At 70.9% G+C, this 13,429-nt stretch carries 10 protein-coding genes; 3 read left to right on the top strand and 7 right to left on the bottom strand.

Going from position 1 to position 13,429, the window contains the following annotated elements; genetic code table 11:
- Positions 1-98 precede the first annotated feature (98 nt).
- A complete protein-coding gene (locus GWK25_RS08250) occupies positions 99-2,426 on the bottom strand; it encodes a polysaccharide lyase 8 family protein (RefSeq protein ID WP_215449159.1) in 2,328 nt (775 codons plus the stop codon).
- 153 nt (positions 2,427-2,579) lie between these two features.
- Here GWK25_RS08250 and GWK25_RS08245 point away from each other — a divergent pair, with 153 nt between their 5' ends.
- Positions 2,580-3,197: a YceI family protein gene (locus GWK25_RS08245; protein WP_215449158.1), complete on the top strand. Its 618-nt coding sequence runs from the start codon at positions 2,580-2,582 to the stop codon at positions 3,195-3,197.
- A 150-nt stretch (positions 3,198-3,347) separates the two neighbouring features.
- Here the strand turns inward: GWK25_RS08245 and GWK25_RS08240 are convergent, their stop codons facing one another.
- Positions 3,348-4,220 (bottom strand): aminoglycoside phosphotransferase family protein, encoded by an 873-nt coding sequence (locus tag GWK25_RS08240; protein WP_215449157.1) that lies wholly within the window; start codon positions 4,218-4,220, stop codon positions 3,348-3,350.
- 244 nt (positions 4,221-4,464) lie between these two features.
- On the opposite strand from GWK25_RS08240, the gene GWK25_RS08235 reads away from it, so the two are divergent.
- Complete coding sequence (locus tag GWK25_RS08235; RefSeq protein ID WP_215449156.1) at positions 4,465-5,247, top strand: serine protease; 783 nt, start codon at positions 4,465-4,467, stop codon at positions 5,245-5,247.
- A 183-nt stretch (positions 5,248-5,430) separates the two neighbouring features.
- Here GWK25_RS08235 and GWK25_RS08230 read toward each other — a convergent pair whose 3' ends face one another.
- The 4 genes from GWK25_RS08230 to GWK25_RS08215 form a co-directional block, all read right to left on the bottom strand.
- Entirely contained in the window at positions 5,431-6,813 is a 1,383-nt protein-coding gene (locus GWK25_RS08230; RefSeq protein WP_215449155.1) for a hypothetical protein, read from the bottom strand.
- A 207-nt stretch (positions 6,814-7,020) separates the two neighbouring features.
- Complete coding sequence (gene cimA / locus GWK25_RS08225) at positions 7,021-8,625, bottom strand: citramalate synthase (RefSeq protein ID WP_215449154.1); 1,605 nt, start codon at positions 8,623-8,625, stop codon at positions 7,021-7,023.
- A 349-nt stretch (positions 8,626-8,974) separates the two neighbouring features.
- Positions 8,975-10,060 carry a branched-chain amino acid aminotransferase gene (locus tag GWK25_RS08220; protein ID WP_215449153.1) on the bottom strand — a complete coding sequence of 362 codons (1,086 nt, stop codon included), beginning with the start codon at positions 10,058-10,060 and terminating at the stop codon, positions 8,975-8,977.
- Between the two features lie 251 nt (positions 10,061-10,311).
- Complete coding sequence (locus tag GWK25_RS08215) at positions 10,312-11,355, bottom strand: 3-isopropylmalate dehydrogenase (protein WP_184899745.1); 1,044 nt, start codon at positions 11,353-11,355, stop codon at positions 10,312-10,314.
- 142 nt (positions 11,356-11,497) lie between these two features.
- Between GWK25_RS08215 and GWK25_RS08210 the strand changes: the two genes are divergently transcribed.
- The gene (locus GWK25_RS08210) at positions 11,498-13,105 is read left to right on the top strand and encodes a metallophosphoesterase family protein (protein ID WP_215449152.1); all 1,608 of its coding nucleotides are present in this window, start codon (positions 11,498-11,500) and stop codon (positions 13,103-13,105) included.
- A 91-nt stretch (positions 13,106-13,196) separates the two neighbouring features.
- On the opposite strand, the gene GWK25_RS44225 is transcribed toward GWK25_RS08210, so the two are convergent.
- The gene (locus GWK25_RS44225) at positions 13,197-13,328 is read right to left on the bottom strand and encodes a hypothetical protein (protein WP_005479955.1); all 132 of its coding nucleotides are present in this window, start codon (positions 13,326-13,328) and stop codon (positions 13,197-13,199) included.
- Between the last annotated feature and the right edge of the window lie 101 nt (positions 13,329-13,429).

Below are 13,429 nucleotides of genomic sequence, written 5' to 3'. Positions count from 1 at the left end.
CCTGGTACCCCTGAACAGAACCTCGTCGCCATGCAGTCGAACCGACTGCTCAGGGGGTGTGGGGCTTGTAGGGGTCACACAAAGGCGGCTCGGACCTGTCAGGGGAGAATCAGGTCACAGGTGTGGGTGGCGCAGGCCGTGCCGGGGGTGATGCGGAGCCGTAGCCGACCGGGGGCCGACTCCAGCACCTCGACCGGATCGTCCACCCGGCTCACCGTACGGAACGGGCCACGCCAGATGATCTCCACCGGCTCGCCCGTGCGCGGCGGTTCGCTCACACAGAGCGTAGCGCCCCTCCCCCGGCCGCGGACCAGCACGCTCGCCCCGGCGGACGCCGTGAGGGGGCCCGCCGTACCGGGCCCCCAGAAGTTGGCGGCGGTCAGCCCGAGGGAGGGGACATGAACGGCCTGGCTCGTGCTGTCGTTGGTGAAGATCGACAACCAGCGCCGGTCGGCGGCGCGGGCCTCGACGGCGTGGCGGGACGCTCCGGGCATGAGCAGATAGGCGTAGCCGGCGTTCACCGGATCGGTGCCGTGGTCCAGCCAGAGGGTCTGCCAGCGCCGGGTGCGGCGCTCTGTCGTACCGCCGGTGTTGATGTCGGACCAGGCGCCGGAGCGGTCCTCGCGGAGGGTGCGCAGGGCGCCGTCCGAACGTCCTTCGGGGAAGACCCAGCCGCCGTGGCCTTCCAGGTGTGCCCAGCGTCGGCCCCGCAGCAGGGTCCGGGGCGTGTCGGTGGTCTCCCCCAGGTTCCGGTTGTCGACCACCGTCTCCACCGGCACCCCGTCCGCGCACGTGATCCCCGCCCCGAGGCAGATGACGGCGTCCGCGACGCAGAACCACGACTTGCGGGCCCTGAGCGTGGAGCCGAGGCCGGCGAGGTGCTGGCCGACGGCCGCGTACTCGCCGTCGGTCGTACCGCCGACCCAGCGGACGGCGGGCTTCGGCGCGCCCCATTCGCCGCCCTCCCGGTCGGCGAGTCGTTTGGTGGAGACGGTGGTGCCGGGGAGGCGGTACCAGTCGACGGTGGGCCAGAACCAGTTCGTGTACTGGTCGCCGTGCCCTTCGGCCCACCACAGGGTGGTCCCCGAACCCGTGTGCCAGCCGCGCGGGTTCTCGCCGTTGCCGCACTCGTAGTGGGCGATGCGGTCGGAGGCCATGGCGATGTTCACGGTGAAGGCGGGGCGACGGTGGACGGCTCTGTCCATGGCCGGAAAGAGACGGTGGCCGACGGGTTCGGGCGCGGCGGCGACCGGGGAGGCGGCGACGGCGTGCAGCCGGGCGAGGTCCGCGACACCGAACTGTCGCGCCGTGAGGATCGGTGTCACCGTGTCGCGTTCGATCCACCCCTTGATCCGCCCGTGCCACCGCTCGCGCTCGGCGGGGTCGGCGCCGAGTGCGAGCAGCGCGATCGCGGCGATGATCCCCTGGCCGTGGAAGTGGTCACTCCGCATGATGTGCCGGTCGTCGCCCTTGAGGTGACCCCGGCTGATGGCACGGCCGTTGACGCTGTCCATCACCAGTCCGTCGAGGACGAGCGGGGCGAAGGCCCGCTCCACGCCGTCGAGCACGGTCCGCCGGTTCGGATCCGTGACCGCCCAGCTCGACCCGGCCAGCAGCGCGAGGAGCCGGCCCAGTCCGTCGAGCATGACCTGCCCGTACGTGCCCGAGTAGGCGACCCAGGTGTGCTGCACGAACGAGCCGTCGGCGTAGAGGCCGTCCCCTCGGGTGACGTACGGGAAGACGGGTGAGAGGGCGTCGCGGGCGAGGGTGATCTTCTCGGGGGCGCGGCCGAGGATGCCGCGCAGGGCCACGGAGCGGCAGAGGTCGACGCGGTTGGCGCCGGTGGAGGTACCGCTGTAGTCGCGGAGCATCGCGTCGGGGATGAAGTGGTCGATCGCCGCGCAGGCGTCGGCCGTGCGGGCGGGGGTGAGTTCGTCGTGCAGGGCGGCGACGATGTCCAGCAGAAGGCGCGGGCTGCCGATCTGCCACTCCCACCAGTTGCCGTAGCGGGTGGTGCCGGGATGGTAGACGGTCGCGGTGAGGTGGTCGAGGCCGCGCAGGACGTCCGCGAGGAGGGTGCTGTCGCCGGTGCGGCCGGTGCCGGGCTGGGTGTAGGCCTGGGCCATCGTCCACAGGCGACTGTAGCTCTGGGTGATGCCGGCGGGCGGGTCGAAGGGGTGGCCCGGCCAGAGGGAGTGCGCGGTGGGCTCCATGGCCGCGCGGAAGGCGTGGGCGAGGTCGCCGGTCTCGCGCAGGCGGCTGGCGTAGGGCTCGGCGGTGTGGTCGTATCCGTCGCCGAGCGCGATGGCGAGCCAGCGGTGGCGGAGGGCGTCGTACTCGTCGCCGGTGTTCGCGGTGGCGTCGGGGGCGGTCGCGGCCGCCAGGGTCGCGGCGAGGAGCAGGACGGTCCGGCGTGTGGGGGTCATGCCCACGCCGTGTACCACCGACGAGCCACCGGATCAACAACGCGTGACACGGCGACTACCGAATCGATACTGTTGAAAATTGAACGGAATGGGTCTACGGTGGGCCGTGTTCAGTTCGTTGAACATTGAACGACATCACTCAAGGAGCACGTCATGGGCATCTTCGGCCGCAACAACTCGACCACCGAGACCGCCACCACCTCGGCGACCGTCTCCGCGGTGAACCCCGACCTCGCCGCGCTGACCGGCGACTACTCGATCGACGCGTCCCACACCACGATCGGCTTCACGGCCCGCCACGCCATGGTCACCAACGTCAAGGGCGCCTTCCTCGACTTCTCCGGCGACCTGCACCTGGACGGCACGGACCCGTCCCTGTCCACCGCCTCCATCGACGTCAAGATGGAGAGCATCGACACCGGCAACGCCGACCGGGACGGTCACCTGAAGAGCGCGGACTTCTTCAGGACGGAGGAGTTCCCGACGATGACCTTCCGCTCCACCAAGGCGGAGGCCCTCGGCGGCGACGACTACCGCATCACCGGCGATCTCTCCATCCTCGGCACGACCAAGCCGCTCACCATCGACCTGGAGTTCAACGGCGCCGCCAAGGACCCCTTCGGCAACGAGCGTGTCGGCTTCGAGGGCAAGGCGGAGATCCTGCGCTCCGAGTGGGGCCTGACCTGGAACGCGGCGCTGGAGACGGGCGGCGTCCTGGTGTCGGACAAGATCAAGCTCACCTTCGACATCTCGGCGATCCGGAACGCGTGATCCCTGCGGCGATGCCGCCGCGCGGTATCGACGCCCCACCGAGCCCTCGCCCTTCGACTGCCCCCGCGGCAGTCGGAGGGCGAGGGCTCGGCCCGTCCGCCCGACGGTCCGTGCCTGGGGGGCGTCGTCGGCGCACCGAGCGCGCGTCTCCTAGACCACCGCGTCCTCCAGCACCCGGTCGAGCACCCGACGCTGCCGTCCCTCCGGGTCGGGGCCGGACAGTCCCGCCACAGTCACCAGGGCCTTCCACAGCGCCCAGCCCCGGGCGCGTCGCCAGGCGTCGTCGGGCAGGCCGACGGCCTCACGGAAGATCTTCCGTTCCTCGCCCGTGAAGTGGTTCCAGGCGATGACAAGGTCGCAGGCGGGGTCGCCGACGCCGGAGGAGCCGAAGTCGATGACGGCGCAGAGAGCCCCGTCCGCCGCCAGGAGGTTCCCCACGGAGACGTCGCCGTGGAACCAGGTCGGCGCGGACGGCCAGGCGGTTGTCAGCGCCTCGGCCCACACGGTCCGGCAGGCGGCGACGTCGACGGAGTCCGCCAGTCGCTCCAGGGCCGCCTCGACCTCGTCGCCGTAGACGCTGGGATGGCAGCCACGGAAGTACGAGTGCCGTCCGGCGGCCGGGCCCCGCCCGACCGGCGCCTCACGCAGCCGGGTGAGGAAGTCGCCGAGGTCACGGGCGAGACGGGTCCGGTCGACGCCCGCCGCGACCTCGACCGTCTCCCCCGGGAGCCATCGCCGCACCGACCACGGGAACGGGTATCCCGCCCCCGGCGCCCCGACCGCGACCGGCTCCGGGACGGGCAGCGGCAGGTGCCGGGCCAGCTCGGGCAGACAACGGTCCTCCTTGGTCACGGCGGCCACATAGCCTTCCGCGCTGGGCAGACGAACCGTCAGCCGGTCCCCGAGCCGGAAGGTCCGGTTGTCCCAGCCCTGCCGGTCGACGGCTCTCACCGGGAGGTCGCCCCACTCCGGGAACTGGCTTGAGATCAGGGTGCGTACGAGCTCGGCCGAAATGTCGATCACCAGGTCAGTGTGCGCACTCCTCCGGCTCCGTCGCACTCCCTTTTCCGAGAGAAGCTGGCTGGTTCCCGCCTCTTGTGCAGGGGCTTCCGGCGTTCTCATAATCCTGCAACAGAAATTGACCTGGGCATGCCATCCAAGGCGGTTTCCTGGCGCCTTATTGGCATGCCTGCGTCATATCTGCGGTTCGGCAGTACGCGTCATCGAACGACCCATCGCATGTCAACCCCCCACGGAAGGCATCACGTTGAAGCGACTCATCACCGCTCTGAAGAGATGTGCGGCTGTCGGCGCCGCCGCGCTCGCGATCGCCAGCCTGCAGCCCGTGTCGGCGGCGACGGCCGCGCCGGCGCCGGTGGTCGGCGGAACGCGGGCCGCGCAGGGCGAGTTCCCGTTCATGGTCCGGTTGTCGATGGGCTGTGGCGGCGCGCTGTACACGCAGCAGATCGTGCTCACGGCCGCGCACTGTGTCGGCGCGACCGGCAACAACACCGGCATCACGGCCACGGCCGGTGTCGTGGACCTCCAGAGCACCAGCGGCCGGGTCCAGGTCCGCTCGACCAAGGTGTACCGAGCCCCGGGCTACAACGGCACCGGCAAGGACTGGGCGCTCATCAAGCTCGCCGCGCCCATCAACCTCCCGACGCTGAAGATCGCCACGACCACCGCCTACAACTCCGGCACCTTCACGGTCGCCGGCTGGGGCGCGGCCACCCAGGGCGGCGCCCAGCAGCGTTACATGCTCAAGGCGACCGTGCCGTTCGTGAGCGACGCGACCTGTCGTTCCTACAGCGGCTACAGCGGGCTCGTCGCCGGCGAGGAGATCTGTGCCGGGTTCGCGGCGGGCGGCGTCGACACCTGCCAGGGCGACTCCGGCGGTCCGATGTTCCGCCGGGACAACGCCAACCAGTGGATCCAGGTCGGCATCGTCAGCTGGGGCATAGGCTGCGCCCAGCCCAACGCCCCCGGTGTCTACACCGAGGTGTCAACCTTCGCTTCCCAGATCGCGTCGGCCGCGGCGACTCTCTGAGCGAGGCCGCGCGGCAGCACGCGCATCGTCTCTGACGCGATCTCGTACGACGTCCACGGGCCCGGCGGCTCCCAGCGCCGGGTCCGTGTCCGTGCCGGTGTCTGTCCTGTGCTTGTGCCTGTCTGTGCTTGTGCCTGTCCTGTGCCTGCGTCCGTGCCTCGCGGGCTCGCGTCGGGGCGGGTCTCAGAAGCCGCCGCCGAAATCGCCGCCGCCCCCGAAGTCACCGCCGCCGCCGAAGTCACCGCCGCCGAAACCGCCGGTGAAGTCGTCCGTGTCGAAGTCGCCGCCCGAGACGTCGCCGCCGCCGTAGCCGGAGGCCGCGCCGAAGTCGCCGTAACCGGAGCCGTACATGGCGGCGTACGAGGGGGTGGCCATCATGCTGCCGAGCATGGTGCCGACGAGGAGGCCGGGGAGGATGCCGCCGCCGTAGTAACCGCCCGCCCAGGGGCCGTAGGCGGGGCCGGCGTCCCAGTACGGGCGGCGGGCGCCGGAGACCGTCTCCACCTCGCGGATCATGGGGTCCTGGCCGTCGGCGAGGCGGGCCCGGTCGGCGGCGCAGACCGGCACCTCGCGCGCGGTGCCGACACCCGGGGCCCACAGGACGTCCGCGACCGACGGGCCGTGGCGGGGGTCGAAGAAGCAGGGGGCGCGGCGCTCCGGCAGCGGGCGGCCCTCTCTGCGGGCGGCGAGCTGGGACAGGGAGAAGCGGCCGTCCTCCAGGGTCTGGGTGACCGTGCGGACCTCCTCGGGGCGGGTGGCCGCCGCCATGAGGGACTTGGCTTTCTCGTAGGCGTCCAGGGCCCGTTCGTAATCCGCGCGCATCGCGTCGTCGGCGCCCGCCTCGGCGGGGTGGAAGTCCAGGCGCTCCAGTTCCTCACCGAAGGCCGTGATGTCCTCGTCCACCACCACCGCGAGCTTGGCCAGCGCCTCGCGGCGTTCCTCCTCCTTCCGGCGGCGGTTGCGACGGACCAGCGCGTACGCGCCGACGCCGCCCGCCACCACGACCGCGCCCGCCGCTGCCAGGGCACCGGCGTCCACGCCCGCGTCGGTGCCCTCGCTCCAGCTCGACGGGGCCGTGCCGCCGGGGTTGCTGCGCAGGGCGTCGTCCACGAAGTCGTTGAGCTGGGCCTTCGGGTCGCCGGCGCCCTGGACCGCCGTGACCAGGTTGGCGACGGCGTCCTCGCTCAGGACGCTGCTGTCGGCGCGGGCGTCGAAGCGGTCGCCGAGGCGGATGGCGTAGAGACCGGTGATGCCCGTCTCGGTGCGGAGGTTCTGGAAGAGGTCCTCGGTCGGTTGGTCGGCCGCGAGGACCGCCACGAAGATCGGCTCGTCCGCGTCCTCGATCTTGTCCGCGAGGGCCTCGGCGTCCGTCGAGGAGAGCAGGTCGGTGGCGGCCGGGTCGACGTAGACGGGGCTCTCGCGCAGGGCCGCGGCCACCGTGGACAGGTCGGTGGCCGCGTGGGCGCTCGGCGCACCGACCGACAGCACCGCCAGGGCCGCCGCGGCGAGCGGCGCGATCAGCAGGCGGAGGAGGAGGAGACGACGTCGACCCGGTACGCCTTTCATACCTTCGAAGCTACCTCGATCGTCACGAAAACGGACGATTCGATCAACAGGTCCCGTGAGTGCCTGGGCTTTCGAATGGACGGCTCCGCCGTCGGGAGGCGTGTACGGGGTGGGGTTGGTTTTCGGGGTGCGCTGTCGGGTGCGGGTCGGTGGGGCTTCTCGCGCAGTTCCCCGCGCCCCTCACGACGCAAGCGCACCCACCCGGGCCTACTCCGCCGGCTCGACCCCCGCGCGGAGCAAGCCGTACGTGTACGCGTCCTCCAGCGCCTGCCAGCTCGCGGCGATGACGTTCTCGGCGACACCCACCGTGGACCACTCCCCCGTACCGTCCGTCGTGGAGATCAGCACCCGCGTCGTGGAGTTGGTGCCGTGCTTGCCCTCCAGGATGCGGACCTTGTAGTCCACCAGCTCCAGCTTGGCGAGCTGGGGGTAGATCTTCTCCAGGGCGACGCGCAGGGCGCGGTCGAGCGCGTTGACCGGGCCGTTGCCCTCGGCCGTGGCGACGATGCGCTCGCTCTTGGACCACAGCTTGACCGTGGCCTCGTTGGCGTGGCTGCCGTCGGGGCGGTCCTCGACGATGGCCCGCCAGGACTCCGTACGGAAGTACCGCTGCGGCTTGCCCGCGACCTCGTCGCGCAGCAGGATCTCGAAGCTGGCGTCGGCGGCCTCGTAGGTGTAGCCGCGCAGCTCGCGCTCCTTGACCCGTTCGACGACCCGGCCGATCAGCTCGCGGTCGTCGCCGAGGTCGACGCCCAGCTCCTTGCCCTTGAGCTCGATGGAGGCGCGGCCCGCCATGTCGGAGACCAGCATCCGCATGGTGTTGCCGACCTGCTCGGGGTCGATGTGCTGGTACAGGTCCGGGTCGACCTTGATCGCGGAGGCGTGCAGGCCGGCCTTGTGCGCGAAGGCCGAGACACCGACGTACGGCTGGTGGGTGGAGGGGGTGAGGTTGACGACCTCGGCGATGGCGTGCGAGATCCGCGTCATCTCGCGCAGGGCGCCCTCGGGGAGGACCTTCTTGCCGTACTTCAGCTCCAGCGCGGCGACCACCGGGAAGAGGTTGGAGTTGCCGACGCGCTCGCCATAGCCGTTGGCGGTGCACTGGACGTGCGTGGCGCCCGCGTCGACGGCGGCCAGGGTGTTGGCGACCGCGCAGCCGGTGTCGTCCTGGGCGTGGATGCCGAGGCGGGCGCCCGTGTCGGCCAGCACGGTGGAGACGACGGCCTGGACCTGCGCCGGCAGCATGCCGCCGTTGGTGTCGCAGAGGATCACCACGTCGGCGCCGGCCTCGGAGGCGGTGCGGACGACGGCCTTGGCGTACTCGGGGTTGGCCCGGTAGCCGTCGAAGAAGTGCTCGCAGTCGACGAAGACCCGGCGGCCCTGGGCACGGAGGTGGGCGACGGTGTCGCGGACCATCTCCAGGTTCTCGTCGAGGGTGGTGCGCAGGGCGAGTTCCACATGACGGTCGTGGGACTTCGCGACCAGGGTGATCACCGGGGCGCCGGAGTCGAGCAGGGCCTTGACCTGGGGGTCCTCGTTCGCCTTACCCCCCGCGCGGCGGGTGGCGCCGAACGCGACCAGCTGGGCGTGCTTGAAGTCGATCTCCTTCTGCGCGCGGGCGAAGAACTCGGTGTCGCGCGGGTTGGCGCCGGGCCAGCCGCCCTCGATGAAGCCCACGCCGAAGTCGTCCAGGTGCCGTGCGATGGCCAGCTTGTCCGCGACGGTGAGGTTGATGCCCTCGCGCTGGGCGCCGTCGCGCAGGGTGGTGTCGAAGACATGGAAGGAGTCGTCGAGTTCGCTGGTTTCCGTCATGGTGTCAAGGCTCCTGCTGTTGGATCCCGCTGGATCTCGGTCTGTACCGGAATGACCGGCTCCACCGTCCCCAATGGTCCCTCGCGCTGCGCTCCCGGCTGAAGGTGGGCCAGAAAAGCGAAAAACCCCTCGCGGGTGCGAGAGGTCTGCGCGCGGGTCGAGGACGACGGTGTCCACCCGTACCTGGTCGTACGTGGCGGTCACTGCGGACCGGCGCGCCTGCTGCCAATAATCATGGCGAACGAGAGCACGGGGGCAGTCTGGCACAGACCGCCCCCGCCCTCACCGTCCGTCTCAGGATGCGAACAGCGTGCTGATCACCTCACGGTCACCGCACTCACCGTCGGCATCAGCCCAGCTCGTGCATCCAGCCGTGCTTGTCCTCGACCGTGCCGCGTTGGATGTTCAGCAGCGCCTCGCGGAGCTTGAGGGTGACGGGGCCGGGCTCGCCGCCGGACTGCTGCCAGGCGGCGCCGGTGCGCTTGACCGTGCCCACGGGTGTGATGACGGCGGCCGTACCGCAGGCGAAGACCTCGGTGAGGGCGCCGCTCTCGGAGTCGGCCTGCCACTGGTCGATGGAGATCCGGCCCTCCTCGGCGGCGTAGCCGAGGTCCGAGGCGACCGTCAGCAGGGAGTCACGGGTGACGCCCTCCAGGATGGAGCCGGTGAGGGAGGGGGTGACGATGCGGTCGCCGTACACGAAGTACAGGTTCATGCCGCCGAGCTCCTCGACCCACTTGCGCTCGACCGCGTCGAGGTAGCAGACCTGGGCGCAGCCCTCGGCCGCCGCCTCGGCCTGGGCGAGGAGGGAGGCCGCGTAGTTGCCGCCGGTCTTGGCGTCGCCCATGCCGCCGGGCACCGCGCGGACGTGGTCCTCGGAGACCCAGATGGAGACGGGCTTCACGCCTCCGGGGAAGTAGGCGCCGGCCGGCGAGGCGATGACCAGGAAGAGGTACTCGTTCGCCGGCTTGACGCCCAGGCCGACCTCGGTGGCGATCATGAAGGGGCGGAGATAGAGGGACTCCTCGCCGCCGTGGGCCGGGACCCATGCCTGGTCCTGCCGCACCAGCACGTCGCACGCCTCGATGAACGTCTCGACCGGCAGCTCGGGCATGCCGAGCCGGCGGGCGGACGCCTGGAAGCGGCGGGCGTTCTTCTCCGGGCGGAAGGTGGCGACGGAGCCGTCCGGCTGCCGGTAGGCCTTCAGACCCTCGAAGATCTCCTGCGCGTAGTGCAGGACCATGGTGGCCGGGTCCAGGGAGAGCGGCGCGTACGGAACGAGCTGGCCGTCGTGCCAGCCACGACCCTCGGTCCACTTGATGACGACCATGTGGTCGGTGAAGTGGCGGCCGAAACCGGGGTTGGCCAGGACCGCGTCGCGCTCGGCGTCGGAGAGCGGACTGGCGGAGGGCTTGAGCTCGATCGTGGGCGTCATGAGTGGGTGTCCTTCACCGGTTGTTGTGACGGGCCGCGCTCACGTCCGTACTGCCAGTGGCGAGTGCTAGGACGTCCGAGCATTCCCTCATTCGGCGGCTCCGCGTTCGATTATCGCAAGCGGAGTCGGCGGAAGAAAACGGCGTGAATGCGACCCAGGGGATGATGGTGGCACCCGGCGGGGACATGCGGAAGCCGCCGGGTGCGGTAGCGACCCGGCGGCTTCGAAAGATTTCGAGTGGGCGCGGCGGGTCAGCCGGCTACTCGTACGGCGAGCGCGTCGCCGATCTCGGCCGTCGAACGGGCGGGCTTCCCCACGCGCTCCGCGAGGTCGGCGGAGACGGCTTCCTCGATGCGAGCGGCCTCGGACTCGTGGCCGAGGTGGCGCAGGAGCAGGGCGACGGAGAGGACCGTGGCGGACGGGTCGGCCTTGCCCTGGCCGGCGATGTCCGGGGCCGAGCCGTGCACGGGCTCGAACATGGACGGGAACTCGCCGGAGGGGTTGATGTTGCCGGAGGCCGCGACGCCGATGCCGCCGGAGACGGCCGCGGCGAGGTCGGTGATGATGTCGCCGAAGAGGTTGTCGGTGACGATCACGTCGAACCGGGCCGGGTCGGTGACCAGGTAGATCGTGGCCGCGTCGACGTGGATGTAGTCGGTGGTGACCTCGGGGAACTCCTCGGCCACCTTGTTGAAGATGTTCGTCCACAGGTGACCGGCGAAGGTCAGCACGTTGTTCTTGTGGACGAGGGTGAGCTTCTTGCGCGGGCGGGCCTGGGCGCGGGCGAACGCGTCACGCACGACCCGCTCGACACCGAAGGCCGTGTTGACGGAGACCTCGGTGGCGACCTCGTGCTCGGTGCCCTTGCGGATGGTGCCGCCGTTGCCGGTGTAGGGGCCCTCGGTGCCCTCGCGGACCACGACGAAGTCGATCTCGGGCTGGCCGGCGAGCGGGGTGGCGACGCCGGGGAGCAGCTTCGACGGGCGCAGGTTCACGTGGTGGTCGAAGGCGAAGCGGAGCTTGAGCAGGAAGCCGCGCTCCAGGACCCCGGAGGGGACGCTCGGGTCACCGATCGCGCCGAGCAGGATCGCGTCGTGCTGCTTCAGCGCGTCGAGGTCGGCGTCGGTGAGGGTCTCACCGGTGGCGTGGTACCGCTTGGCGCCGAAGTCGTACTCCTTGGTCTCCAGCTTCACATCCTGCGGAAGGACGGCGGAGAGGACCTTGAGCCCCTGGGCCACGACTTCCTGACCGATGCCGTCACCGGGGATCACTGCGAGATTGAGGCTGCGAGACATGACGGCACCGTACTCCTTGTCCCATGGAATGACACGAGGCGTCCGCGATACGGACGCACGATCGGGTGACGCTGCCCACACGTCACCACGCGTTCACCCGTAAGGGGGGCGGGTGTTGGGAATCGCTGGGAACTTCGAGAGCATGACCCACCCTTCCAGGGACACACCCCCCGGACCTCCCGTACTCGACTTCGGCATCCCGCCGCGGCTCGCGCGCCGGATGAGCATGGCCGAGCAGTACGAGTACCTGCGTACGAAGTTCTCGCGGCGCCGCACCCTGGTGACGGCGGGCTCGCTGGCGGCCGGCGGGCTGCTGACCGGCTGCGGCGGGTCCGGCTCGCCGGCCTCGCCGAACGCGACGACCTCGGCCCCGTCGCCCGCCACCTCCAAGGCGCCCGGCTCCGTCGTCAGGCCCTTCGGCCGCCATCTGGCGTTCGGCGCCGACCCGAAGACGCGGATGCGGATCTCCTGGCAGGTGCCGTTCGCGGTCAGGAAGCCGTACGTACGGGTGGGCCTGAAGCCCGAGGAGCTGACCCGGAAGGTCGAGGCGGAGGTACGCGACCTGCACACGCCGGGGGTCGAGGGCGTGCGCCTGGAGCTGGACCAGTACTACCTGCACGCGGCCCTGGACGGCCTGCGCCCCGGCACGACGTACTACTACGGCGTCGGCCACGAGGGCTTCGACCCGGCCGACCCGGCGCACCGCGCCACGATCGCCACCTTCCGTACGGCGCCCGCCGCACCGGAGACGTTCGTGTTCACCGCGTTCGGCGACCAGGGCGTCGGCAAGGCGGCGGCGGCGAACGACAACCTGATCGTCCGTCAGAAGCCTGCCTTCCACCTCCACGCAGGCGACATCTGCTACGCCAACGGCAACGGCAAGGGGGTCGAGTCGGACGGCTACGACCCCGGGTTCTGGGACCTGTTCCTCAAGCAGAACGAGCCGGTGGCGAGGTCCGTGCCGTGGATGGTGACGACGGGCAACCACGACATGGAGGCCTGGTACTCGCCTGACGGCTACGGCGGCCAGCTCGCCCGCTGGTCCCTCCCCGACAACGGCTTCGACCCCCGCGCGGCGCCGGGCGTGTACGCCTTCACCTACGGCAACGTCGGCTTCGTGGCGCTGGACGCGAACGACGTGTCGTACGAGATCCCCGCCAACCTCGGCTACTCGGGCGGACGGCAGACCGAGTGGCTGGACAGGAAACTGGGGGAGCTGCGGGCCGCGAAGGGCGTCGACTTCATCGTGGTCTTCTTCCACCACTGCGCCTACTCGACGTCCTCGCACGCCTCCGACGGTGGTGTCCGGGACGCGTGGCCGCCGCTGTTCGAGAAGCACCGGGTGGACCTGGTGATCAACGGCCACAACCACGTCTACGAGCGCACCGACGCCGTCAAGGGCGGCGAGGTCGGCAGGCCGGTCCCCATCGGGGCGTCGACGGACCCGACCCGGGACGGCGTCGTGTACGTCACGGCGGGCGGCGGTGGACGCGATCTGTACGGCTTCCCGTCCGGCGTGGAGGAGAGCTACGAGGGGCACGTCACCCGCCATGAGGCCGTCGAGACCTTCGAGTGGACCAGGTCGCGCGCGTCGAAACCGGAGACGGTGGAGTGGTCGCGGGTGCGCTACCGGGGCTTCTCGCTGCTCTCGGTGGAGGCGGTCAGCGGGGCGCGACCGGCCCTGAAGGTGTCCGCGCTGGCCCAGAACGGCGACCGCGTCGACCACTTCGAGGTGCGGCGCGGCACGTGAGGCTGTTCCGGGGTGCGGCGCGGCGCGCGGGTCGTCGTCCCGCGGCCGCACCGCACCCCGACACGGGCGGCTCCCGGCAGGTGGGCGGGCCTCAGTGCCCGGTAGAACCGCCGTTGTCCCTGCGGTCGAGGGCGCGCTGGAGCGCGGCGGCGGCGTTCTTGCGGTCGGACTCGGTGGTCCGGGAGACGTGACGGACTCGGCGGCGGACGGTCGTCTCGGCCATGGGGAATCGACTCCTTCGAGGCAATCCGGAGTACGGAAACGGGAGGGTTACGAGACGCCGGATGGGGCGGGGAGCGGGGCCGCAGGGGTTGCCTGCCTCGG

Source organism: Streptomyces sp. ATCC 21386, from assembly GCF_018728545.1.
Lineage (GTDB): Bacteria > Actinomycetota > Actinomycetes > Streptomycetales > Streptomycetaceae > Streptomyces.
This window is presented reverse-complemented; position numbering and strand designations above follow the sequence as displayed.